The 23148-nt window shown below is 68.5% G+C and carries 27 protein-coding genes; 17 read left to right on the top strand and 10 right to left on the bottom strand.

Going from position 1 to position 23148, the window contains the following annotated elements; translation table 11 throughout:
* The first annotated feature begins 1 nt into the window (after nucleotide 1).
* The 7 genes from ACFWZ4_RS04600 to pncB all read left to right on the top strand — a co-directional run bounded on the left by ACFWZ4_RS04600 (nucleotide 2) and on the right by pncB (nucleotide 6116).
* The gene (locus ACFWZ4_RS04600) at nucleotides 2–943 is read left to right on the top strand and encodes a diacylglycerol/lipid kinase family protein (RefSeq protein ID WP_439703533.1); all 942 of its coding nucleotides are present in this window, start codon (nucleotides 2–4) and stop codon (nucleotides 941–943) included.
* A complete protein-coding gene (locus tag ACFWZ4_RS04595; protein ID WP_439703532.1) occupies nucleotides 940–1743 on the top strand; it encodes a metallophosphoesterase family protein in 804 nt (267 codons plus the stop codon). The genes ACFWZ4_RS04600 and ACFWZ4_RS04595 overlap by 4 nt, the downstream gene beginning before the upstream one ends.
* Before the next feature lie 141 nt (nucleotides 1744–1884).
* The gene (locus ACFWZ4_RS04590; RefSeq protein ID WP_439703531.1) at nucleotides 1885–2763 is read left to right on the top strand and encodes a hypothetical protein; all 879 of its coding nucleotides are present in this window, start codon (nucleotides 1885–1887) and stop codon (nucleotides 2761–2763) included.
* Nucleotides 2764–2875: 112 nt separating this feature from the next.
* Entirely contained in the window at nucleotides 2876–3274 is a 399-nt protein-coding gene (locus ACFWZ4_RS04585) for a hypothetical protein (RefSeq protein ID WP_439703530.1), read from the top strand.
* Nucleotides 3275–3324: 50 nt separating this feature from the next.
* On the top strand, nucleotides 3325–4401 hold the full coding sequence (locus ACFWZ4_RS04580; protein ID WP_439703529.1) for an aminopeptidase: 1077 nt from the start codon (nucleotides 3325–3327) through the stop codon (nucleotides 4399–4401).
* A 103-nt stretch (nucleotides 4402–4504) separates the two neighbouring features.
* Nucleotides 4505–4891, top strand: coding sequence for a thioredoxin family protein (locus ACFWZ4_RS04575; RefSeq protein ID WP_439703528.1), 387 nt, complete (start codon nucleotides 4505–4507; stop codon nucleotides 4889–4891).
* Between the two features lie 43 nt (nucleotides 4892–4934).
* Nucleotides 4935–6116 (top strand): nicotinate phosphoribosyltransferase, encoded by a 1182-nt coding sequence (gene pncB, locus ACFWZ4_RS04570; protein WP_439703527.1) that lies wholly within the window; start codon nucleotides 4935–4937, stop codon nucleotides 6114–6116.
* Between the two features lie 6 nt (nucleotides 6117–6122).
* Here the strand turns inward: pncB and ACFWZ4_RS04565 are convergent, their stop codons facing one another.
* Entirely contained in the window at nucleotides 6123–6254 is a 132-nt protein-coding gene (locus ACFWZ4_RS04565) for a hypothetical protein (protein WP_439703526.1), read from the bottom strand.
* Between the two features lie 100 nt (nucleotides 6255–6354).
* On the opposite strand from ACFWZ4_RS04565, the gene ACFWZ4_RS04560 reads away from it, so the two are divergent.
* Complete coding sequence (locus ACFWZ4_RS04560) at nucleotides 6355–6834, top strand: glutathione peroxidase (protein ID WP_439703525.1); 480 nt, start codon at nucleotides 6355–6357, stop codon at nucleotides 6832–6834.
* Between the two features lie 49 nt (nucleotides 6835–6883).
* On the opposite strand, the gene dacB is transcribed toward ACFWZ4_RS04560, so the two are convergent.
* Nucleotides 6884–8437, bottom strand: coding sequence for a D-alanyl-D-alanine carboxypeptidase/D-alanyl-D-alanine endopeptidase (dacB, locus tag ACFWZ4_RS04555; RefSeq protein WP_439703524.1), 1554 nt, complete (start codon nucleotides 8435–8437; stop codon nucleotides 6884–6886).
* Between the two features lie 100 nt (nucleotides 8438–8537).
* Between dacB and ACFWZ4_RS04550 the strand changes: the two genes are divergently transcribed.
* Nucleotides 8538–9020 (top strand): FKBP-type peptidyl-prolyl cis-trans isomerase, encoded by a 483-nt coding sequence (locus ACFWZ4_RS04550; RefSeq protein ID WP_439703523.1) that lies wholly within the window; start codon nucleotides 8538–8540, stop codon nucleotides 9018–9020.
* 51 nt (nucleotides 9021–9071) lie between these two features.
* On the opposite strand, the gene ACFWZ4_RS04545 is transcribed toward ACFWZ4_RS04550, so the two are convergent.
* Nucleotides 9072–10163 carry a phospholipase A gene (locus ACFWZ4_RS04545; protein WP_439703522.1) on the bottom strand — a complete coding sequence of 364 codons (1092 nt, stop codon included), beginning with the start codon at nucleotides 10161–10163 and terminating at the stop codon, nucleotides 9072–9074.
* A 112-nt stretch (nucleotides 10164–10275) separates the two neighbouring features.
* Nucleotides 10276–10911 carry a hypothetical protein gene (locus ACFWZ4_RS04540; protein WP_439703521.1) on the bottom strand — a complete coding sequence of 212 codons (636 nt, stop codon included), beginning with the start codon at nucleotides 10909–10911 and terminating at the stop codon, nucleotides 10276–10278.
* Between the two features lie 121 nt (nucleotides 10912–11032).
* On the opposite strand from ACFWZ4_RS04540, the gene ACFWZ4_RS04535 reads away from it, so the two are divergent.
* Nucleotides 11033–12307 carry a winged helix-turn-helix domain-containing protein gene (locus ACFWZ4_RS04535; protein ID WP_439703520.1) on the top strand — a complete coding sequence of 425 codons (1275 nt, stop codon included), beginning with the start codon at nucleotides 11033–11035 and terminating at the stop codon, nucleotides 12305–12307.
* 51 nt (nucleotides 12308–12358) lie between these two features.
* Here the strand turns inward: ACFWZ4_RS04535 and ACFWZ4_RS04530 are convergent, their stop codons facing one another.
* Complete coding sequence (locus ACFWZ4_RS04530) at nucleotides 12359–12841, bottom strand: hypothetical protein (RefSeq protein ID WP_439703519.1); 483 nt, start codon at nucleotides 12839–12841, stop codon at nucleotides 12359–12361.
* A 320-nt stretch (nucleotides 12842–13161) separates the two neighbouring features.
* Between ACFWZ4_RS04530 and ACFWZ4_RS04525 the strand changes: the two genes are divergently transcribed.
* The 6 genes from ACFWZ4_RS04525 to ACFWZ4_RS04500 all read left to right on the top strand — a co-directional run bounded on the left by ACFWZ4_RS04525 (nucleotide 13162) and on the right by ACFWZ4_RS04500 (nucleotide 17415).
* Nucleotides 13162–13371: a cold-shock protein gene (locus tag ACFWZ4_RS04525; protein WP_209614482.1), complete on the top strand. Its 210-nt coding sequence runs from the start codon at nucleotides 13162–13164 to the stop codon at nucleotides 13369–13371.
* Nucleotides 13372–13630: 259 nt separating this feature from the next.
* Complete coding sequence (locus tag ACFWZ4_RS04520; protein ID WP_091333775.1) at nucleotides 13631–13840, top strand: cold-shock protein; 210 nt, start codon at nucleotides 13631–13633, stop codon at nucleotides 13838–13840.
* Nucleotides 13841–13939: 99 nt separating this feature from the next.
* Nucleotides 13940–14797, top strand: coding sequence for an alpha/beta hydrolase family protein (locus ACFWZ4_RS04515; RefSeq protein ID WP_439703518.1), 858 nt, complete (start codon nucleotides 13940–13942; stop codon nucleotides 14795–14797).
* Between the two features lie 106 nt (nucleotides 14798–14903).
* Nucleotides 14904–15977, top strand: coding sequence for an NADH:flavin oxidoreductase/NADH oxidase (locus tag ACFWZ4_RS04510; RefSeq protein WP_439703517.1), 1074 nt, complete (start codon nucleotides 14904–14906; stop codon nucleotides 15975–15977).
* An 18-nt stretch (nucleotides 15978–15995) separates the two neighbouring features.
* Entirely contained in the window at nucleotides 15996–16871 is an 876-nt protein-coding gene (locus tag ACFWZ4_RS04505) for a pirin family protein (protein WP_439703516.1), read from the top strand.
* A gap of 241 nt (nucleotides 16872–17112) precedes the next feature.
* Nucleotides 17113–17415, top strand: a complete 303-nt coding sequence (locus ACFWZ4_RS04500) for an Mpo1-like protein (RefSeq protein ID WP_439703515.1) — start codon at nucleotides 17113–17115, stop codon at nucleotides 17413–17415.
* 106 nt (nucleotides 17416–17521) lie between these two features.
* Here the strand turns inward: ACFWZ4_RS04500 and ACFWZ4_RS04495 are convergent, their stop codons facing one another.
* From ACFWZ4_RS04495 to ACFWZ4_RS04485, 3 genes are read right to left on the bottom strand one after another with little or no spacing between them, the layout of a single operon-like run.
* Complete coding sequence (locus tag ACFWZ4_RS04495) at nucleotides 17522–18538, bottom strand: response regulator (RefSeq protein ID WP_439703514.1); 1017 nt, start codon at nucleotides 18536–18538, stop codon at nucleotides 17522–17524.
* Nucleotides 18535–19893 (bottom strand): sensor histidine kinase, encoded by a 1359-nt coding sequence (locus tag ACFWZ4_RS04490; protein WP_439703513.1) that lies wholly within the window; start codon nucleotides 19891–19893, stop codon nucleotides 18535–18537. The genes ACFWZ4_RS04495 and ACFWZ4_RS04490 overlap by 4 nt, the downstream gene beginning before the upstream one ends.
* A gap of 30 nt (nucleotides 19894–19923) precedes the next feature.
* Nucleotides 19924–20319, bottom strand: coding sequence for a cytochrome c (locus tag ACFWZ4_RS04485; protein ID WP_231321133.1), 396 nt, complete (start codon nucleotides 20317–20319; stop codon nucleotides 19924–19926).
* Between the two features lie 137 nt (nucleotides 20320–20456).
* On the opposite strand from ACFWZ4_RS04485, the gene ACFWZ4_RS04480 reads away from it, so the two are divergent.
* Nucleotides 20457–21242 carry a tRNA threonylcarbamoyladenosine dehydratase gene (locus ACFWZ4_RS04480; RefSeq protein ID WP_439703512.1) on the top strand — a complete coding sequence of 262 codons (786 nt, stop codon included), beginning with the start codon at nucleotides 20457–20459 and terminating at the stop codon, nucleotides 21240–21242.
* 52 nt (nucleotides 21243–21294) lie between these two features.
* Here ACFWZ4_RS04480 and phbB read toward each other — a convergent pair whose 3' ends face one another.
* Entirely contained in the window at nucleotides 21295–22035 is a 741-nt protein-coding gene (gene phbB, locus ACFWZ4_RS04475) for an acetoacetyl-CoA reductase (RefSeq protein ID WP_439703511.1), read from the bottom strand.
* 140 nt (nucleotides 22036–22175) lie between these two features.
* Entirely contained in the window at nucleotides 22176–23039 is an 864-nt protein-coding gene (gene gluQRS, locus ACFWZ4_RS04470; RefSeq protein WP_439703510.1) for a tRNA glutamyl-Q(34) synthetase GluQRS, read from the bottom strand.
* Nucleotides 23040–23148: the final 109 nt, after the last annotated feature.

The following is a 23148-nucleotide window of genomic DNA, read 5'->3' as shown; positions in this document are numbered from 1 at the left end:
CATGCCCTCGCCGCAAGACCGTCAGCGACCATTCTTCGTGGTGCTCAACCGCCGCTCCGGCAGCGGTGACGGCGGTGCCACGGAGGAGGCCATCCGCGACGCGCTCGATGCCACCGGGCATCCCTACCGGCTGTTCTGCGCGAAACATCCCCGGCACCTCGGCGAGCTGGCGGAGCAGGCGGTGGAAGCGGCCCGGGCGCAGGGGGGCGCGGTGGTCGTCGCCGGCGGCGACGGCACCATCAACGCGGTGGTGCAGGCCGTGCTCCCCAGCGGCTTGCCGCTGGGCGTGCTGCCGCAGGGGACCTTCAATTTTTTCGGCCGCTGCCACGGGTTGCCCGAGGGCGATGCGGGCGAGGGGATACGCGGCCTGCTGGACGCGCGGGAAACGCCGGTGCAGGTGGGCCTGGTCAACGATCGCGTGTTCCTGGTGAACGCGAGCCTGGGACTCTATCCCGAGCTGCTGGAACGGCGCGAACGGGACAAGCGCCGCTTCGGACGCCACCGCCTGGTCGCGCTGCTGTCGGGCCTGCGCGCGTTGCTGGGCAGCTACCCGGACCTGCGCCTGTCGCTCTGCGAGGACGGCCAGCGGCAGGTGCGGCGCAGCACCACCCTGGTGGTGGGCGACAACCGCCTGCAACTGGAGAGCATCGGCATCCCCGAGGCCGACGCGGTGACCCGCGGCGCGCTGGTCGGCATCGTGCTGCCGCCCCTTGCGCGCTGGCACATGATCCTCACGGCGATCCGCGGGCTGTCCGGTCATCTGGGCGACGTGGAGAAGGTCGACAGCTTCGCCTTCACCGAGCTCGAAGTGGCCTTGCCGCGGCGGCGGGAACTCAAGCTCGCGATCGATGGGGAGATCGTCCGTCTGCCGTTGCCGCTGCGGTTCCGCGTCGCGCCGCAGGCGCTCCGGCTGCTGGTGCCGCGGGATCGGGGCGACCGGTGAACCTGTTGCTGCACATGTCCGATTCGCATTTCGGCACCGAGCGCGCGGCGGTGCTGGAAGCGCTGAGGCGATTGATCCAGGACAGCCGGCCGGCACTGGTGGTGCTGTCGGGCGACCTGACCCAGCGCGCACGGCCGGCGCAGTTCGCCGCCGCGCGCGCCTTCGTCGCAAGCCTGCCCGCGCCGTTCCTGGCGATCCCCGGCAACCACGACATCCCCCTGTATGCCCTGGGCGTTCGCCTGCGGGCGCCGTACGCGCGCTATGCGGCGGCGTTCGGCAACGAGCTGGAGCCGGTTTGGTCGTCGGCGGAATGGCTGGTGCTGGGGGTCAACACCACGCGTTGGTGGCGGCACAAGCAGGGCGAGGTGTCGCCGGCGCAGATCGAGCGGGTGGCGGCGCGCCTGCGCCAGGCGGCGCCGGGCCAGGCGAGGGTGGTGGTAGTGCACCAGCCGATGGCGGTGATCGACGAGTCCGACCGGCGCAACCTGCTGCGGGGACATGCGCAGGCGGCCGGCGCCTGGGCGGCCGCCGGTGCGCAACTGGTGCTGGGTGGCCATATCCACTTGCCCTACGTGCGACCGCTGCCCGAACCGGGCGGCCGCCCCCTGTGGGTCGTGCAGGCCGGCACCGCGGTATCGCACCGGGTACGCGGCGACATCCCCAACTCGGTCAACCTGCTCCGCCGCGATGGAAGTGCCGATACCTGCACGACGGAGCGCTGGGACTACGACGCCACCTCCGGGACGTTCGCCTGCCATGAGCGGCAGCTACTTGCGCTGCGCGTCCCGCATGCATCCTGAATTGCCGGACGCTTCATGCCGCAATCGCGCATGACAGCGGAAGATGACCGCGCAATACTGGACGTGCAGGTCTTTCCGCCGCGTGCTTGGAGCATGTCAACGCGGGCAAGGCTGCACTGACCACCGCAGGAGTGATGACGCATGGCAACGACCCGCACGTCGGCCGCGAAGAAATCCGCGGCCAAGAAGGCAGCCGCCGGCAGCAAGGCGACCAAGAAGACCGCCGCCGCGAAGGCCGGCATCAAGACACCGATCAATCGCACCGCCGCCCGTCCGGCCGCAAAGAAGGTCGCGGGCAAGGGTTCGGCGTCGCGGTCGGCAACCGCATCGAAGAAGTCGCCGGCCAAGAAAGTGACGGCGAAGAAGGCGGCACCGAAGAAGGCGGCACCGAAGAAGGCCTCCGCCAAGAAGGCGGCCCCGAAGAAGGCGGTCGCGAAGAAATCGGCACCGAAGAAGGCCCTCCCCACGAAGGCCGCACCGAAGAAGGCAGCTGCCAGGAAGGCGGCTCCAAAGAAGGCCGTCGCCAAAAAGGCAGCACCGAAGAAGGCGATCCGGAAGCCGGCGACGAAGAAAGCCGCGTTGAAAAAGACGGCTACCAGGAAGAGCACGCCCGCGGCGGCGAGCAAGACGGCCACGAAGCCCTCGCCGACCCGATCGGCCGCCCGCACCGGCGGCATGGCGGCGAAGGCCGCGGGCAAACCGGTGGCGAAGAAGGCCGCCCCCGCGTCGAAGCCCAGCCGGCCGGGCAGCGCCAAGCCCGCCGCCCGCAAGGGAGCGACGCCGCGCAATGCACCCGCCGCGATACAGCACATCAGCCCGGAAGAGGCGGTGGCGCACATCCAGGCGCTGCTCGATGCAAAGCAGGAACGCACCCGGCAGGCGTCGAGCCGTCCGGCGGATGGGCAAACGCGGCCACACGGCGAATCGGCCATCCATACGCCCCAGAGTCCGCAGCTGCCCAGCGACGCGCCCAAGACCACCATTCCGGTGCACAGCGGACAGCGCGGCGCCAAGGTCTGACGCCGGTCCCGCCCGCGCCGCGCCCGCGCATCAGCCGGGCGCGGCGCTCAGGGCGCATTCAAACCGCCGCGACTAGCGTGATCCCCGTGACAGCAGTCACGGAGGTGAGCCCATGAAACGCATGCTTGCAGGACTGGCGCTGGTGCTTGGCACGGCGGCGCTGTCGGGTTGCTATTACGACCCCGGTTACAGCTACGTGCGCAGCAATGGCTATCAGGGCGATGCCTACTACGGCGAGGGTCCCTCGGTTATCTACGAGCCGGACTACTACGGCTATGGCGGCTACTACGGGCCCGGCTGGGGCTATGGCTGCTGCTATTCCTCCGGCGTAAGCGTCGGCATCAGCGGCACGTGGCGCGGCGATTCGCACCATTACCGTGGCCGCGACTGGAGCCGCGAGCGCCATGATTACCGCGACGACCGGCATGATCGTCGCGAGTGGCGCGGCCGGGACGACCGCAGCCATGACCGCGGCGACAGGCGCGGGCGACGCGGCGACGATCGCGACTGAGCGGCCAGCCGCGGCTCGTGCCCGAAGCGTTCGCTTGGCACAATCGCGGCATGCCCCCTTCAATCTTTCGCGGGCGCTCGGCGCGCCTGGCTACCGTCGCGTTGTGCCTCATGCTCGGTGGCTGCGGCAGCCTGCGCTATTACGCCCATGTCGCGCACGGGCAGGCTTCGTTGCTGATGCATCGCCGGCCGATCGCCAAGGTGGTGCAGGACCCCGCCACCGATCCGACGTTGGCCCGCCGCCTTCGCCTGGCCACCGAGGCGCGGCGGTTCGCCTCCGCGGCGCTGTCGCTGCCGGACAACCGCAGCTACACCAGCTACGTGGACCTGCACCGCCCTTACGTCGCCTGGAACGTGTTCGCCACGCCGCCCTATTCGGTTGACGCCTTGCCGCAATGTTTTCCCATCGCGGGATGCGTGGCCTACCGCGGCTACTTCGACCCGGCCCTCGCGCGGGACCGCGCGTCGGAGTTGAAGGTGCAGGGCGAGGACGTGTGGATCGGCCCCGTGCCCGCCTATTCGACACTGGGCTGGTTCGCCGATCCGATCGTCTCCAGCATGCTGCGCTGGGACGACGACGAACTGGCCGGCACCATTTTCCACGAGCTCGCGCACCAGCGGCTGTACGTGAAGGGCGACACGGCATTCAACGAATCCTTCGCCAGCTTCGTCCAGCAGGAGGGGCTGCGCGAGTGGCGCAAGGCGCGTGGCCTGCCGCCGCCCGATGGGCGCGATCAAGCGATGGAGGAGGGCTTCACCGCACTGGTGCTGGACCTGCGCGAGCGGCTCAAGCGGCTGTACGCGAGTGCGGATGATCCGGCCACCCTGGCCCGCGGCAAGCAGGCGCAGGTCGAAGCGTTCCGTCTCCGCTACGCGCAATGGCGCGACAGCCGGTGGCACGGGGACCGCCGCTACGACACCTGGGTGGAAGCGCCGATCAACAACGCCAAGCTGTTGCCCTTTGGCCTGTACGACCGCTGGACGGGCGCCTTCGCGGTGCTGTTCGAGCATGCGGAGCGGCAGTGGGGGGCCTTCTATGCCGCGGTCGGCACCTTGGCGGAGAAACCCGAGCCCGAACGGACCCGGGAACTCGAACGTCTGGCTGGCGGGGCGAGCCGGGCTCCATGATGGGGATACCGGGCCGCGGGTGAGGATTCGGGTGGCGCGGGATGCCGTAAGCAGGCCTGACTCCGTGCCTTGCACCAGCCGACCACGCCCCAACGTCGGACTCATGGCCGACACCACCGTTCCGCAATTCTTCGAGCAGTTCCCCATGCGCCGTGTGCTCGAGTCGGAGCTCGATGCCGCGCTGTCCGAATCGGCTCGGGACCTGACCATCCTGTTCCTGTGGGGCCGCGATTGCCCCAATTGCGACATCGCCAAGCGAGCCATGCTGCTGGCGCACGAGCGCTTCCAGTGGCCGCGCGTGCGCTGGCTGCACGACAACGTCTACGAGGATCCCGGCATGGCCACCCGCTTCGGCCTGCACGGCATCCCGGCGTTCTTCGTGTTCGCCGGCACGCGCAAGCTCGGGCGCATCACCAGCTGGCCGGGCGCCGACGCTTTCGTGCGCGCGATCGACACCCAGCTCGCCGCGCTGGCGTTGCCGCGGGGATAATGCATCCGCTCCGGCTCCGTGCCGGTTCCCGCCAGGCCAGCGCATGATCGTCCAGTCCCTGCTCGACACCGACCTGTACAAGTTCTCGATGATGCAGGTGGTGTTGCACCACTACCCCGCGGCGCACGTCGAGTACCGCTTCAAGTGCCGCACGCCGGGCATCGACCTGGTGCCTTGCATCGAGGAGATCCGCGCCGAGCTCGACGCGCTGTGCGGCCTGCGCTTCACGCGCGCCGAACTCGACTACCTGCGCGGCTGGCGCTACATCAAGAGCGATTTCGTCGACTTCCTGGGTTTGTTCCAGCTCAACGCCAAGTACGTGGAGATCGCCCCATCACCGGCGGCCAATGGCGAGATCGATATCCACATCCGCGGACCGTGGTTGCACACGATCCTGTTCGAGGTGCCGCTGCTGGCGATCGTCAATGAGGTGTACTTTCGCCGCACCCAGCCGGGCCTCGACCTCGCCGAAGGCCGCGCGCGGCTCAGAGCCAAGATCGCGCTGTTGCGGGCGGACCCGGAATACGGCGACTGCCGCATCGCCGACTACGGCACGCGCCGGCGCTTCTCCCGCCAATGGCACGAGGAGGTGGTGCGCACGCTGCGCGACGGCCTCGGCGAACAGCTGGCCGGCACCAGCAACGTCTGGATGGCCTGGAAGCTCGGCCTCACCCCGCTGGGCACGTTGGCCCACGAGTACCTGCAGGCGCACCAGGCGCTGGGCCCGCGGCTGCGCGATTCGCAGCGCGTGGCGCTGGAGACCTGGGCGAAGGAATACCGCGGCGACCTCGGCATCGCGTTGTCGGACGTCTACGGCCTGGATGCGTTCCTGCGCGACTTCGACATGTACTTCTGCAAGCTCTTCGACGGCACCCGCCACGATTCGGGTGACCCGTTCACCTGGGGCGAAAAGGTGCTGGCGCACTACCGCGCCAACCGCGTCGATCCGCGCACCAAGATCCTGGTGTTCAGTGACGCGCTGGACATGCCCCGCGTGATGCAGCTCTACCGTCACTTCCACGGGCGCTGCCAGCTGGCATTCGGTGTCGGCACCAACCTGACCAACGACGTCGGGCCCACGCCGCTGCAGATCGTCATCAAGATGGTCCGCTGCAATGACCAGCCGGTAGCCAAGCTCAGCGATTCGCCGGGCAAGAACATGTGCGACGATCCGGCCTACGTGGCCTACCTGCGGCAGGTGTTCGACATCCCGCCGGAGGCCTGAGCGCCGCTACAGTCCGATGTGGCGATCGCGGCGCGAACGCACTCGCACATGCCGGCGCGGCGCTTCGCGGCATGCCGCATAGGCCAGCAGCACGAGGGTGGCGAGCGCGACCAGGGCGGAAAGGATGAGGTGCATCACGGCAGCATCGCCTCCGTACCGTACGTCGGGAAATGACCATCGCTCATGTGCATATGCCGCCGGCGGCGTAGACTCGCCGGCACCTTACGGGAGCCCATGCATGAGCAGCGTCTACGACTTTTCCGCCTGCGACATCGATGGCCAGGAACGCTCGCTCGCCGAATGGCGCGGGCGCTGGCTGCTGGTCGTCAACGTCGCCTCCAAGTGCGGTTTCACCCCGCAATACACCGGGCTGGAGGCGCTGTGGCGACAATGGCGCGAGCGTGGACTGACGGTGCTCGGGTTCCCCTGCGACCAGTTCGGCCACCAGGAGCCTGGCGACGAGGCCCAGATCCGGCAGTTCTGCAGCCTCAACTACGAGGTGAGCTTCCCGCTGTTCGCCAAGATCGAGGTCAACGGCGCCGGTGCGCACCCGCTCTACCGCTGGCTCAAACGCGAAGGCAAGGGCGTGCTCGGCAGCGAGGCGATCAAGTGGAACTTCACCAAGTTCCTGGTCGATCCCGAGGGCCAGGTTGTCCGGCGCTTCGCGCCGACGGACACGCCGGAAAAGATAGGTTCGGACCTGGCCAAACGGTTGTAGGAGCGCACCCTGTGCGCGACCCGATGACGGTCGCGCACAGGGTGCGCTACTACAGGGACCTCTCGCTCAGCCCGGCAAGCAGGACGGCGATCGCATCGACGTCCGCACTGGCCGATTCCCCCTCCGGCGGCTCGTAGTCGTTGAGCAGGATCGCGAACGCCAGGTGTTCGCCCGCTGCGCTGGTGACGTAGCCGGCCAGGCAGTTCACGTACGTCATGCTGCCGGTCTTGGCGTGCACGTTGCCCGCGGCGGGCGTGCCGCGCATGCGCCAGGCCAGCGTGCCGTCGACGCCGGCCACCGGCAGCATGTCCCGGAGCAGGCCGGCGTCCGGACCGTTGGCGAGGAAGGCGAGCAGGCGCACCAGTGCGTTCGGCGTGGCGAGGTCGCGCCGGGACAGCCCGGTGCCTTCGCCGATCAGGCTGGCCGAGGGCGCGATGCCGATGCGATCGAGCAGCTGATGCAGTCCGTGGATGCCCCAGTCGGCCGCACTGAGGAATCCGGTGGGCGCGGCCGGGTCGTTCGCCGCCGCGGCGTGGACACGCGTGCCGGCCAGCTGCAGCAGGTTCTGCAGGTAGAGGTTCTGCGAGCGCTTGAGGCCCTCGCGCAGCAATGTGGCCAGTGGCGGCGACTGCACCCGGGCCAGCACGCGGGCGCCCGCCTGCAGCGTCGCATCCTGCTGCGGCCAGCGCAGCACGCGGGCGCCCGCCTGCAGCGTCGCATCCTGCTGCGGCCAGCGCAGCACGCGCACTTCGCCGTCAACGTCGATGCCGCGTTGCTCCAGCGCGTGCAGCAGCGTTTGGCCGGCCAGCCGTGCGGGGTCGGCGACAGCCAGGTGGAAGCTTCGCGGAGATGACTGTGCGGGTACCGAACCGAAGGCGTGCAGACGCAGGTCGCCGGGATCGCGGTAAAGGTTGATGTCGCTCGAGGTGCCGGCCGGTACGGTGAGCAGGCGGTTATCCAGCGGCATCGGCGCGCCGGCGGGATCGAAAGCCAGTTCGGCCGGCGCGCCGGTGCGTGTTGCGGGCGTCACCGTCAGCTGGAACTGGTTTTCGTACACGCTCAACGCCGATGCCGGGGCGGCGAAGCCGGCGAGCAGGTCGAACGCCTCCCAGCCGTTGCCGATCGCCGGTCCGGCGAAATAGGTGGCATCGGCCACCAGGTCGCCGTGTATCCGGCGTACGCCCTTGGCCGCCAGCTGGCCGGCCAGCGCATCGGCCCAGTCCGCGGTGGACGGGTCGGCGCCGAGCGAGGGATCGCCCATGCCGTAGAGCACCAGCGGACCCTGCACGCGTCCGCGTTTATTCGGCGCGGCACCCAGCACGCGGGTGGGAATGCGGTAGCCGGCATCGAGGCCGTTCAGCACCAGCGCCGCGGTGAACAGCTTGGTGGTCGAGGCGGGCTGGAACAGCTTGTCGGCGTCGTGGACGTACAGCGTGCGGCCGCTGTCCAGCGACACCACCGCGATGCCCCATCGCGCGCCGGCGAAGCGCGCCTGGGCGATGCGCGCATCGATCGCCGCGCGCGTGGCGGGCAGGTCCATCGCCAAGGCGTGCCATGGCGACAGGACGAGGGCGAGCAGGAAAGGCAGGCGGGCCATCTTCATGCCCGGAGTATCGCAACCCTGGCGCAACGGCGCAGGCCGGTGTGACAGGCCGTCGACCGTGAGCTGATAAACTGCCCCATTCACCGACAACGAGAATGCCATGCAGATCGCAGACAACACCGTCGCCTCCTTCCACTACACGCTGACCGACGACGAAGGACGCGTCATCGACAGCTCCGAGGGGCGCGAACCGCTGTCCTACCTGCACGGTACCGGGCAGATCGTGCCGGGCCTGGAGAAGGTGATGGCCGGTCGCCAGGCGGGCGATCAGTTCAAGGTCGACGTGTCGCCCGAGGAAGGCTACGGCGTGCGCCATCCGGAGCTGATGCAGGAAGTGCCGCGCGAGGCCTTCCAGGGCGTGGAGGACATCCAGCCGGGCATGCAGTTCCAGGGCCGTGGCCCGCAGGGCGCGATCAATGTGACCGTGGTGCGCGTGGACAACGACAAGGTGCACATCGACGGCAACCATCCGCTCGCCGGGCAGACGCTGCATTTCAACGTCGAAGTGACAGACGTGCGTGAGGCCAGTGCGGAAGAACTGCAGCATGGCCACGTGCACGGCCCGGGCGGCCACCACCACTGAGTCGGGCCACCATGCAGGAGCCCGCGAGCGGGCTCCTGCATGGCATGAAGCTCAGTACCAGTCGAGCAGCGACACGCCCAACCCCAGGTACGTGGCGTTGTGGTTGTAGTCGATAAGGCTTTCGCCGTAGCCCTTGAACACTTCCATGTAGCCGCGCAGGTTGCCGGCCAGCGGGAAGCTCCAGGTGAATCGCGCCGCGCCGTGGCTGCGGCTCCCGCCACGGAAGGAATGGCGCAGCATCATGCCGAACTCCTGTCCGTTCCACTCGCGCACGATCTGCACGTCGCCCCGGCCCATGTAGTCGCTGATGTCCGGGTTGTTGTCGTCCACGCCGCCCTCGGGGATGCGCCACCACGGGCGCAACATCACAGTCCAGTCGCCGCGCTCGAAGCCGACGTTGGCGATCACCCTGTTCCAGCTGCGCGAGCGCGGGTTGGACTGCCCGTTGGACTGGTGGTTGATGCCGATGCCGAGCAGGCGACCGTCCCAGCCAAGCACCTGGTAATGGGTGTCGAACACGAGCATGGCCTCGGGTTCGTAGTTGGTCTCGCGAAACGGCCGCGAGGCATCGTTGTTGTAGACCTGCCAGCGCGAGGACTGGGTGTAACCCAGCCACAGGTCTCCCACGTCACCGAAGACGCCCTGCCACAACTTCGTCTTGAAGCTGATCTGGAACTTGGCCTCGACGTTTTCCAACTGCTCCGGGCGGGTCACGGTGTTGAGCGGGTTGGGGCTTTGCGGCCGCTCGTTCTGGTTGCTGGTGGCGAATACCGGCATCAGGAACACCGGCTTGTAGCCGCGCACGTTGTAGGTCCCGAGCTTGGCTTCCGGCGCCAGTTCCCAGCGGCTGTCCAGCAGCGACATCGGCGCGGACACTTCCGGGTTTTCCGGTGCGGCGGCCTGACCCTGGGGGCGGTCGTGGCCGAACACGCTGGGCAGCCGGGTGGCCTCGTCAGCGCGCTTTTGCGCCACCGGCAGGTTGACCCGGCCGGTGGCGTGGTCGTAGCAGGCCAGCCGCTGCGCGTCGCTTTCGATGGCGGTGCAGGCGCGGATGTCCATCGGGTCGGGGTTCTGCGCGTGCGCCGCGCAGGCCCACAGGCCGCCAAGTGCCGCCAGCACCGCAGTCGTACCGTGCTTGATCAAGGACGTCGCTCCACAGGCAAAGGCGCGAGTCTAGCGAGAGGTTTCCCAACCGGCCGTGACGGCAAAAAAAAGCCGGCCGCAAGCGACCGGCGAGGGGAGTGTCGAGCGAAAACTAGTGGGACTGCCAAGCCTCGTACTCGCGCTGGGTGACGCGGCCGTCGCGGTTCTTGTCGGCATAGTCGAAGTCGTTGGCCAGCGGCGGATAGCTGGCCGCTTCCTGCAAGGTGATGGACTTCTTGCCGTTGGCCAGCTGGCTGAAGTCCGGCGCGGGGCCGGCAGAGGAAGCCGGCGGCATCGACGACTTGAATTCCACGTTGGCGCTGCCGCCGGCATTCGCGTCGGCGCCGTGCATGCCGCCGTGCATGTTGCCATTGGCATCCATGTTGCCGTTGTTGTTCATGTCGTTGTTCATGCCCTGGTTGCCGTTCATGCCGCCTGAGTCATTGCCCATGGGCGCAGGCGCGCTCGACGCCGGCGGCGGCATGGTCTGCATGCCCGAGCTGGTCGGTGGCGCAGGCGGCGTGGCATTCGGATCGGGTGGCGGCGGTGGTGTCGGCGGCATGTTCGACTGCGAGCCGGGTGGGGGCGGCGGCATCGGGGTGGCCGGCGGCGGGGGCGCGGGATTGCCCGGATCCGTCGGCGGCGGAGGCGGCGCCGGGGGCGTCGGAACGTCCTGCGCCATCAGGACCCCGGACGCCAGCAGCGAGCTGGCGACGAGGGCGGAAAGCCATGGCTTGCGGAATTTCATCATCGATACTCCATGCCAGAATGCGGGGGCGCGGACTGAACGCAATCGATGGGGCCGCCGCGCTTCGGGCACGCTAACAAACGATTTGTAAACGCGGCCTCATCTTGCACAGCAGGGTTCCGTGAAGTCCCAGACCACGTTGTCTTCCGCTTTATCCAGCCAGCCCGCACCGTTGAGCCTGTCGCAGGCCCGTCGGCTGCACCTGGCCGCCCAGGGTCTGCTGCGGCCGCTCGATCGCCGTCCGCGGCCCGTCGACGTGGTCGAGGCGATCGAGCGCATGCGCCTGCTGCAGATCGATTCCATCCACGTGGTGGCGCGCAGCCCTTACCTGGTGCTGCATGCGCGCCTGGGCGACTACGACGGCGCCTGGCTCGACGAGGCGCTGGTCCAGGGACGCATCGCCGAGTGCTGGGCGCACGAGGCCTGCTTCGTGCCGGCGGCCGACCTGCCCATGCACCGCGCCTGGCGTGAGCGCGGAGCGCACTGGGCGCACCGCCATGCCGCCCGCATGCATCGGGACCACCGCGCCGACATGGACGAGCTGCTCGAGCGGATCCGAGCGCAGGGCGCGGTGCGTGCGGCCGATTTCCCGCGCGCCGATCGCGGTGTCAGCGGCTGGTGGGAATGGAAGCCGGAGAAGCGCTGGCTCGAGGCCTGGTTCGCGCTCGGCGAGCTGATGATCCCCCGGCGTGAGCGCTTCCAGCGGGTCTACGACCTGGCCGAACGCGTGCTCGCCAGGCTCGATCCGCCGTTCGTCCCCAGCCAGCTCGATACATCCGGCCTGCGCAGGCGTTTCATCCTCGACAGCGTGCGTGCGCTGGGCATCGCCCAGGCGCGCTGGGTCGCCGATTACTACCGGCTCAGGCCCGCGGTGGACGAGGCGGAACTGGCGCCGCTGGTTGCGTCGGGCGAGTTGCTGGCAGCCCCGGTGCAGGGCTGGGGCGCGCCCGGCTACGTGCATCGCGAGCATGCACCCTTGCTCGACAAGGCACGCGCCGGCCGGTTGCGTGCCACCCACACGACACTGCTCTCGCCGTTCGACCCGCTGGTGTGGGACCGCGCCCGCGCGCAGGCCATGTTCAATTTCGAGTACGCGATCGAGTGCTACACGCCTGCGCCGAAGCGGCGCTACGGTTACTACGTGCTGCCGATCCTGCACCGCGGCAGCCTGGTCGGGCGGCTGGACGCCAAGGCACACCGCGGCGAGGGCGTGTTCGAGATCAAGGCGCTGTTCCTGGAGCCGGGCCAGGAGGTTACTCCGCGCCTGGTTGCGGACGTGGGCGATGCGATTGCGCGCACGGCCACCTGGCACGGGACGCCGGAGCTTCGGCTCGAGCGTAGCGAACCGGCAGCGTTCGGGCGGGCCCTGCGGGCGCACTGGAAGGCGGTGGGTTGAACCACCGGTGACACCTTGCCCACCGGTGGGCGGGCGAACGATCGGGACAGATCAGTTGCTGCTGCGCGGCGCGGCTGGTGCACCTTCACAGGACTTGCCGTGCAGCGCCTGGCGCAACTGACTGGCCAGCGAATTGCAACGCGTCGCCATATTCGGCCGGATGGCCGGATCCTGGGCGTCGCGAAGGAGGCTGGTGCGCATGGCTTCGTAGCGGCCCTGGATCTCGTTGGGCTTGTAGATCGCCGCGGCGCGATGGCAGGCCACGTAGCTGGCCAGGTAGTCGTCGCACGCCGGAATCCCGGTGCTGTCGGGCAGTTTGCTCGCCTGTTCCGGGGTGCCCGCGGCGGCGGGATGGTTGCCGTGGCTGGGGTGGCTTTCGCTCGGCTGGGCGCGGCGCGTCGCCGGGGTTTCCGCGGCCGACTGCGACGCACGGGTCCCGGTCGAGCCGGAACGGGCCGGATGGTTTGCGCAACCGGTCAACATCAGGCCGGCGCCGAGCAGGGCGATGGTCAGGCGCGGAAGGGTGAGCTTCATGGCGGGCATTCCTCTGCAGACAGGCTAGGCCGGCAACGAGGCTGGCGACCTCTACACTAGACAAACGGCACTGTGAAGAAAATCTGAAATTCCCAGTGCTGGCGGGGCCTTCTGCCGTTCAGCCCTGGCGGTCGCACAGGGGATCGGTACCGGCTATGATGCGCCCACTGTGTTTGCCGGGGTCACCACCAGTCACGTGGCCCGATGCCGCCGACCGGCGCTTCATCGAATCACCCCTAGGGTTTTCCTTGCACACCAGTAAGTCGGCCCCGCACGTTGCGGTGGTCGAGTCTTTTTGATTAAACCTAGTGGAGTGTTTCATGTCTGATCGTCAGATCGGTACCGTCAAGTGGTTCAACGACGCCAAGGGCTTCGGCTTCATCAGCCGCGACAACGGCCCGGACGTGTTCGTGCATTTCCGTGCCATCAGCGGCACCGGCTTCAAGAGCCTGCAGGAAGGCCAGAAGGTCAGCTTCAAGGTCGTGCAGGGCCAGAAGGGCCTGCAGGCCGACGAGGTCATGCCGGCCTAAGCGGTTCCTCCGCGAAAGCCACGAGAGCCGGGCAGCGATGCCCGGCTTTTTTTGTGTCCGGAAGGGCGGTGTCGCGGCCCGCTTGTTTTAGGGAAATTTCCGTTATGCTTGGAGCACTGTGTCTGCTCGGTCCACGTGCGTGCCCCGAAGCGGGATTCGTCCGAATCCGCCTCGCTCCACCCGCTCCCTGCATGCCCAGTAAGTCGTCGGCCAAAGGGGAGGTCGACTTGTCTCAGCATCGTGCAGAACGGAGTGAGTCATGTCGGATCGTGAGATTGGCACCGTCAAGTGGTTCAACGACGCCAAGGGCTTTGGCTTCATCAGCCGGGAGAGTGGCCCCGACGTCTTCGTGCATTTCCGTGCCATCAGCGGCACGGGCTTCAAGAGCCTGAAAGAAGGGCAGAAGGTCAGCTTCAAGGTGGTGCAGGGCCAGAAGGGCCTGCAGGCCGACGAGGTCGCACCCGCCTGAGACAGGCGGAGGCTTCTTTCCAAAGGGCCGGCGCAAGCCGGCCTTTTTTTGTGCGTGCGCCGCGGTCTCGCTAGCCTTGGACTTTTCGGCAGGTTTTTCATGGACGCCAATCCGACCGAAGCCGTACGGGTCATCCGCATGACCGCCCCCGATGGCGCGGCCAGCGAGTTGTTGCTGGTCGGTGAGCCGAAGGGCGGGCACTGGCTTTACTGGTTGCCTGCGATGGGCGTGCCGGCGAAGCACTACCTGCCGCTGGCCCAGGCGCTGGCGGCGCGCGGGGTCGGCGTGGCGCTTCACGAATGGCGCGGCATCGGTTCCAGTGACCGGCGCGCGTCCCGGCGCCAGGACTGGGGCTACCGCACCTTGCTTCAGGACGACCTGCCGGAAGGTTTCGCCGCCGTGGGCGCCGCCTGGCCAGGAGCCGCCGGCTACCTGGGTGGCCACAGCCTCGGCGGGCAACTGGCGACGCTGTTCGCCGGCAGGCATCCGGCGCGGATCGCGGGATTGGTGCTGGTGGCCAGTGGCTCGCCTTACTGGAAGAACTTCCGCCGCGCCTGGCTGATCGGCACGGCATACGTGGTGGCGCCCGTGCTGGCCCGGCTGTTCGGACATTTTCCCGGGCGTCGGATCGGCTTCGGCGGCAACGAAGCGCGCGGGGTCATCGTCGATTGGGCGCGCAGTGGACGCACCGGCCGTTACGCCGCTGCGGGAGTGGGCGACCTGGAGCCTGGCATGGCCACGTTTGCCGGCCCGCTCCTGGCCCTGCGTCCGTGCAACGACTGGCTGGGCCCGGCAGCCTCGCTGGAATGGCTGCTCGGCAAGCTGCCCCGCGCGCGCAGCACGCGCGCGGTGCTCACGCCGGGCGACCTGCATGGGCCAGCCGACCATTTCGGCTGGATGAGGACGCCCGAGCCGGTCGCCGCGCGCATAACGAGCTGGCTGGAATCGCAAGCTTAGGAGTCCCCCGAGTGGGCTCCGACGAAAAGCGTGCGACGGGCCTGCCTCTTGAAGCCCAACCCATGCGGCGTCATCTGATGGCATTGTCTTTCGACAAGGCCACCGCATGAACCTGTTCACCTCCTTCGCGCAACGCGGCCTGACGCTGCGCAACCGCATCGTCGTCGCGCCGATGTGCCAGTACTCGGCGACCGACGGCGTGCCGCACGATTGGCACCTGGTGCATCTGGGCAGCCGTGCGGTGGGCGGTGCGGCGGCGGTGGTCGCCGAAGCCACCGCGGTCTCGCCGGAGGGGCGCATCTCGCCCGGCGACACCGGTATCTGGAACGACGCACAGGCGGCCGCCTGGCAGCCGATCACCGCCTTCGTCCGCGGCCAGCACGCCATCGCGGGCGTGCAGCTGGCGCACGCCGGCCGCAAGGCCAGCGCGCAGCGTCCATGGGAAGGCGGCGGCCCGCTGGCGGCAGGACAGGGCGACTGGCCAACGGTGGCGCCTTCGGCGATTCCGTTCGATCAGGGCTGGCACACGCCGCAGGCACTGGACGACGCGGGCCTGCGCAAGGTGGTGGACGACTTTCGCGCGGCCGCCCGGCGCGCGCTCGCCGCGGGCTTCGAACTGGTCGAGGTGCATGCGGCGCACGGCTACCTGTTGCACCAGTTCCTCTCGCCGCTCAGCAACCATCGCACCGACGCCTATGGCGGCAGCTTCGAAAATCGCACGCGGCTGGTGCGAGAGGTGCTGGCGGCAGTACGCGAGGTCTGGCCGGACACGCTGCCGCTATGGCTGCGCGTCTCCGCGACGGATTGGGTATCCGAAAGTGAGGGTGTGCACGGCTGGAACGTGGAGGAAAGCGTGCGGCTGGCGCGCGAGGTCAAGTCGCTTGGCGTGGACCTGATCGACGTGTCCAGCGGCGGCGTGGTGCCGCACGTGAAGATTCCGGTCGGCCCCGGATACCAGGTGCCGTTCGCCGCGCGGATCCGGCGCGAAGCGGAGATCGCCACGGGCGCCGTGGGCCTGATCACCGAACCCGCCCAGGCTGCCGGCATCGTCGACAGGGGCGAGGCGGACCTGGTGCTGATCGCCCGCGAGAGCCTGCGCGATCCATACTTCCCCCGCCGCGCCGCGCAGGAGTTGGGCGCCTCGCTGGTCGCGCCGGTACAGTACCAGCGGGCCTGGTAGCGCCAGCGGGAGCAACATATGGACCACACGCCACGATTGATCGAAGGACGCAAACACGACCTGGGCGACGGCTTCACGGTGCGACGCCTGCTGCCCGCGCTGCTGGCGCGACACGTCGGCCCGTTCGTGTTCTTCGATCACATGGGGCCAGCCGACTTCGCGCCGGGCAAGGGCATGGACGTGCGACCGCATCCGCACATCGGCCTGGCCACGATCACGTGGCTGTTCGAGGGGGCGATCCGCCACCGCGACAGCCTGGGCAGCCTGGCCGACATTCGTCCTGGCGAGGTCAACTGGATGACCGCCGGCCGCGGCATCGTGCATTCCGAACGCACGCCGCCGGATGAGCGCCGGGACGGCCAGCGACTGCACGGCATCCAGCTGTGGGTGGCACTGCCGCGCGAGGATGCGGAGGTGCCACCGGAGTTTCACCACCACGACGCGGGCGAGCTGCCCCGCATCCGCCGCGATGGCGCCGAACTGCTGTTGATTGCGGGCACCGGCTACGGCGAGCGCTCGCCGGTGAAGGTGTTCGCGCCGATGTTCCTGGTCGAGGCCAACCTGGTCGAAGGCGCCACGCTGGACTGGCCGGGCGAGCACGCCGAGCGGGGCGTGTATGTGGTCGAGGGTGAAGTGGAGTGGGGCGATGTCGTAGTCGGCGTCGACCGCATGGCGGTGCAGGGCGGAAACGCCGCGGCGCCATTGCGTGCGCGCGCGCCAAGCCGACTGATGCTATTCGGCGGGGCGCCGCTCGATGGCGAGCGGCACCTGTGGTGGAACTTCGTGGCCAGCTCGCGCGAGCGCATCGAGCAGGCCAAGGCCGACTGGGTGGCCGGGCACTTCGGCGTGGTGCCGGGGGATTACAAGGAATTCATCCCGCTGCCGGAGCACTGAGGCAAACCAGGGGCTGGATTGCGCCATCTCAACGACCGTTCGCGACGAGCGCAGCCCGCGCCAGGGGGCGAAGTCGAACCGCGTGTGCGAGTGGTTCCAGGGTCTGGCCCGCCTCTGAACACCAGCGCCGAGCGCTTGCGCCCAGGGCGAACGGAGATTTCGGAGAGTGGGATTGGCTTGAACCCGCTGCCGGGCAAGCGCACGCTCATGGCATCGCTCGCCGGGTAACGTTCCCTCCGCCATGTCCGAGTTCACCCGTTTCCGCGACTTCTACCCCTACTACCTGGGCGAACACCGCAACCGGGCCTGCCGCCGGCTGCATTTCGCCGGCAGCACGCTGGTGTTGCTGGTGATCGCCGTGGCGATCGTGACCCGCGACGCACGCTGGCTCTGGTTGGCGCCGCTGGCCGGTTATGGCTTCGCGTGGGTCGGGCATTTCGTGTTCGAGAAGAACCGCCCGGCGACCTTCCGCCACCCGCTCTACAGCCTGGCCGGCGACTGGGTGATGTACTGGCAGATCCTGCGCGGCCGCCAGCGGATGTAGTGGCCGTCTGCGAAAGCCGCTCCCGGGAGCGGCTTCGGGGCGCGACCGCCATGGCTGCCAGCCGCGCCCCGGGACTTCTACACGAGGCCGGCAGCGACCTGGGCGATCAAGCCCCCAAGGCCTGGTCCTGCTCGCCCAGCCAGTCGTGGTAATTGCGCAGCTTGCCGAGCTGGAAGCGGGAAACGTCCTCGATCACGGCCAGGTGGTACCACTGCTCGCCGCGCACGGTCACGGCCGGATGCAGCAGCGCCTCCGGTTCGCGGATACCTTCGTGGAAGTAGCCGTCGCCCTCGCCGAACCACGGCAACCGGTCGCCTTCGCGCAGCGCGGCCAGCAGTACTTCCGGCGCGCCCAGGTCGCTGGCGATCTCGTAGTGCGCGCGCAGGTCCTCGTCGGTCTGCACCAGCACGAAGCGGCCGCGGCCGCGCTCGTCCAGCAGCAGCATGCCGGTGGGGTTGACGTGCAGATAGCACTCCACCGCCGGAAAGTCGCCGACCAGGCCGCGGAAGGCCTGCTGGAAAGCCCTGTCACGCAGGAAACGCACATTGCCCAGCGCCAGCGCCTCGGCGACGAAGCCGCCGACGCGTTCGAAGTAGCGCCGCTGCAGCGCGCGGATGGCCAGTTGCAGCTTGTCGATGGCCTGCGGATCGCTCTTGCGGATGAAACGGTCGATCACGCCGGCGTTGAAGGCCTCGATGGCGGTGCAGTCGTCGGCGGTGCCGGTGAGCAGGATCTTGCCGATGTGCGGGTTGGCCAGTTCGCGGCAGAAGGAAATGCCATCCATCTCGGGCATGGTCAGGTCCACCACTACCACCGACACCTCGGCGAAACGCTCCGGATCGAACATCACGCGGTGGATCGAATCGATGTCCAGCGCGACCAGCTCGCGCGTTTGCGAGGAGCGGTCCTTCCAGTGGTACATCCAGCCGCCACCCGGCACGGCCCGGATGCCGTGGCTGCCCAGTTCGGCCAGGGCCTTGCGTGGCGAGCTGTAGCTGCGCAGGCGCAAAGCCGGATCGAGCAGCAGGGGCATGCTGTCGAGGTATGTCTCGTGGTCGTCCACCAGCAGCGTGGTGGTGGGAAAGTGGAACGGCAGGATGTCGCCGTGGAAGTCGATGCTCATGCCGAAAGTCCCTTTCCTGTTGGCACGCATGGCGGAAACGCCACGAAAAACTCGGTGTATTCGCCCCAGCGCGAGCGGCAACTGATCCGTCCGCCCATGCGCTCGACGGCACTTTGCGAGAACGCCAGGCCGATACCCAGCCCGGTGCCGTCGCGGCTGTCACTGTAGGAATAGAAGCGGTTGAAGATGCGCGGCAGCACGTCCGGCGGGATGCCGGGCCCGGTGTCCCGCACGCGGATGCAGTGGCCACCCGCATCGTTGCCCAGGCTCACGTGGATCTCGCCCTTGCCGGCGCGGCCGGTGTGGAACAGCGCGTTGCGCAACAGGTTGAAGAGCACGTGCGTAAGCAGCGTCTCCGAACCCATCAGCACGAAGTCGGTGGGCTCGGCCGACAGCTGCACGCGCTCGCGCTCGGCCTGCGAGGCGTACGGATAGCGCGCCAGCGCCTGCGCCACGCAGGCGCGCGCCTGTAGTGGCTCGAGCTGCAGCGTGCCCATCGGCCTGGCCGCCATCAGCAGCATGTCGATCACGGTGTGCGCGTGGTTGACCTCGTGTTCGATCACCGAGATGCCGCGCTGCAGCGCCTGCAGGTGCGGGTTGCGCAACGCAGCCACGGGTAGCCCGGCCCGTTCGGCCACGCGATGGCTCTCCAGCAGGTTGGGCAGGTACCGGCCGATGGCGCGACCGGCCATCTGTACCGAACCCAGTGGCGTACGAAGCTCGTGCGCGATGTTGTTGGAAGCGGCGATCAGCGCCTTGACCTTGGCCTCGTCGGCGAATTTCTGCGAGAGGCTGGCCAGCGGTCCCAGGATCAGCGTCAGCGCCAGCAGCGGCGCGTATTGAAACAGTACGGGCAACGGCCAGGCATCGTGCGGCCCGAGCTGGAAGGCCAGTGCGGCCAGCACGGTGCCCAGGCTGAAGATGAGCGCGAAGCTGGCCAGGTCGAACAGCATCATGGTGATGAAGATGGAGAACAGGTGCGCCCCCATCCAGACGATCGTGCCGCCGTTGCGCAGCCACAGGTAGCCGAAGAAGAACGGCAGCACGAAGGTGATCACCGCGTACCAGTACAGCGGCAGCCATGGCTTGAACGACCGCGGCCACCAGCGTTGCCACGCCAGCGGCAGCAGCGCCGCGCAGCCGGCGAGGTGCAGGCCCAGGTTGCTGTAGGGCTGCGGCAGCACGTAGGTCCACAGGAACCAGTACAGCGGCATGAACAGCCCGCCGAGCAGGCACATCACCGGCATCATCGGCTGCGAGTAGCGCGCGCGGGTGAACATTGCATTGTCCACCCGCCGCCGCAGCTGCTGCAGCCGCGAGCGGCGGCGGTGCGTTGCGTCGATCGTCCCTCGCATCAACATGGCATCCGGCCGTGGGCGTTTGGCTTACCGGTATTGTTCGTGGCAGGACTGGCAGGCGTCGCCTACCGGCTTGATCGCCTGGGCGAGCGCCGCGCAGTCGGTCGGATGAGCCTGCACCGCGCCCTGCAGGGCCGTACGCAGGCGACCGGAATGATCGAGGAAATCCTGTTCGGCGCCCGGGAAGGCGACGGGGATGTCCGATGCGGTCGACTGCAGGCGCAGCAGGTGATCGTTGACCTGCGCGGCGTCGCACTGCTTGGTCTTGACCGCCTGGCCGAGCGCGCCCATGTGGTGGCCCATCACCGTCATCACCGCGTGCGGCATGGGGTTGCGATTACCCAGCGCCTTCATGGCGAAGACGGTGCCGAGGACGCCGATGACCAGGCCGAGGAGGATCAGCAGTGCGGAACGTGCATTCATGGTGGACCGCCCTTGGAAGTTGTGAACGGCCAGAATACCGAAGCATTGGCGGCTTTCGTAGCCGTAAAATGGGCTTTTCCGCGTAGGAAACCGCACGCGATGGCAGGCAGCATCCACCTCGTCCCCGGGCAGGCCGCATGACCGGGCCGCACTACCCGGTCGAACGCTTCGAAGGCGTCGAGCGCCTGTACGGGCGTGGAACCATCGAGCGACTGATGAGTGCGCACGTCTGTGTCATCGGCATTGGCGGGGTCGGCTCGTGGGCAGTCGAGGCGCTGGCGCGCAGCGGCGTGGGCCGGCTGACCCTGATCGACGCCGACGAGGTCTGCCTGTCCAACACCAACCGCCAGCTGCATGCGCTGGACGGCCAGTGGGGCAAGCCCAAGGTCGGCGTGATGGCCGAGCGCGCGCATGCGATCAATCCGCGCATCCGGCTGGAGGCGATCGAGCGCTTCCTCACCACCGCCACGCTGGACGACCTGCTGGACCGCGGCTACGACGTGGTGCTCGATGCCTGCGATGCCTTCCGCGTGAAGCTGGAGGCGATCGCCTGGTGCCGCCGTCGCAAGTTGCCGATGGTGACGGTGGGTTCCGCCGGTGGACGCACCGATCCCACGCAGATCCGGGTGCGCGACCTTTCGCGCACCGAGCACGATGCGATGTTCAGCCTGATCCGCAAGAAGCTCCGGCAGGATTTCAATTTCCCGCGCAACCCGGACCGCTATTTCGGCGTGTCGGCGGTGTATTCGCTGCAGAACGTGCAGTACCCGCAGCCGGACGGCTCGGTCTGCGGCCTGCGCCCGCCGGGCGGGGACTCGCTCAACCTGGCTTGCGGCGGCGGGCTGGGGGCGGCGACGCACATCACCGGGGCGTTCGCGTTCGCGGCGGTGGGGAGGGTGCTGGAGAAGGTGCTGGAGAAGTAAGGTCGGCGAGCGGCGCTGGTGTTCCTCTTCCTTACGGGAAGAGGGAGCAACGCTACCACCCCATGTAATGCCCGCCGTTGATCGCCAGGTTCGATCCGGTGATCCAGCTGGCCTCGTCGGTGGTGAAGAACGCCACCGCGTGAGCGATCTCCTCCGGTTTGCCCAGTCGCCCGATCGGAATCTGCGCCACGATCTTCTCGCGCACCTCCTCGGGCACCGCCATCACCATGTCGGTCGCGACGTAGCCCGGCGAAACGGTGTTCACCGTGATGCCGAACTTCGCGTTCTCCTGTGCCAGCGAGATGGTGAAGCCGTGCATGCCCGCCTTGGCCGCGGCGTAATTGGCCTGGCCGTACTGGCCTTTCTGTCCGTTGATCGAGCTGATCTGCACGATGCGGCCCCAGCGGCGCGCGCGCATGCCCTCGATCACCGGACGGGTGACGTTGAAGCAGGCGTTGAGGTTGGTGTTCACCACCTCGGTCCACTGCTGGTAGTCCATCTTGTGGAAGGTGGCGTCGCGGGTGATGCCGGCGTTGTTGACCAGGATCTGGATCGGGCCGCACTGCGCTTCCACCGCGCGCACCATGGCCTCGGCCGAGACCGGGTCGGCCACGTCGCCCGGCACCATGCACACGTCGATCCCTTCGGCCGACATGCGGGCGCGCCAGGCCTCGGCCCGCGTCGCGTCGCGGTAGTTGGTGGCGACCTTGTGTCCCTGGCGCGCCAGGTTGCGGACGATCGCGCTGCCGATGCCGCCCGTGCCGCCGGTGACCAGTGCGGTGCGTGGGTTCATTGCGTGCAGTTCCCGGTGAGGACACGCCGGTGATGACGTGCCCTGCATGTATACCCCAACTTCATGACAACTGCTGCCGGCCTGCCAGGCGATCCGGTCGCGGCTGCTTTCGGCAAGCGTAGGGCGGGCTTGCGCCGGCCCTACAGGGAGCGCGCGGCCAGGTGGGGTAGGCGGGCGGGGTCGAAACGCGCGAGCGCGGCCTGCAGGAGAGCCGCGGGGCTGTCCGCGCCCGCAGCCGTCTGGACGTCCAGGAAGGCCAGCGCCCGCCGCAGTGCCGGCAGCGGATCGCCCGGGTCCACCGGATGCGCCTGTCCGGATTTGGAAAGCTTGCGGCCCTGCTCGTCCAGCGCGAGCGGCAGATGGCGATACGCCGGCGTGGAAAAGCCCAGGCAGCGCTGCAGCAGGATCTGCCGCGGCGTGGAATCGAGCAGGTCGTTGCCGCGCACGACTTCGGTGATGCCCTGGAAGGCGTCATCCACCACGCAGGCCAGCTGGTAGGCGTAGTAGCCCTCCACGCGGCGGATGACGAAATCGCCGGCTTCGTCGCGCAGGACCTGCCGCTGCCGGCCCTGCAACGCGTCGTCGAAGGCGATCGTTCCGTCGGGAACGCGCATCCGCCAGGCCGGCGGACGTTCCGGGTCGGGCAGGGCGATGCAACGACCGTCACGGTGCAGCCCGCCTTCGGCCGCCAGTTGTGCCCGGCTGCACCAGCAGGGAAACACCAGGTCCGCCGAGCGCAACCGGTCGAACGCCGCGTCATAGGCAGCCTGGCGCTGCGACTGGAACAGCGCGGGCGCGTCAGCCACCAACCCGAACGCCGGCAGCGCGGCCAGGATCGCCTGCGCCGAGCCCGCCACTTCGCGCGGCGGATCGATGTCCTCCACCCGCAGCAGCCATCGCCCGCCCGCATGGCGCGCGCACAGCCAGCTCCCCACCGCGGCCACCAGCGAGCCGAAGTGCAGCAGGCCGGTGGGTGAGGGGGCGAAGCGGCCGCAGTAGGACATCGCGGCAGTCTACCCGCCGTTCCGTTCGTCCTGAGCGCGGCAACGCGAATCCGGACCACCGCGACCGAACGCCGCGGAACCGTCGCCACGGTAGCCGGTCTGACCTCTC

Origin of the sequence: Frateuria sp. GZRe12, from assembly GCF_051900535.1 — a bacterium.
In the GTDB taxonomy this organism is placed as follows: domain Bacteria; phylum Pseudomonadota; class Gammaproteobacteria; order Xanthomonadales; family Rhodanobacteraceae; genus Frateuria_A.
Note: the sequence above shows the minus strand (reverse complement) of the source record. Positions and strands in the feature narration are given on the sequence as shown.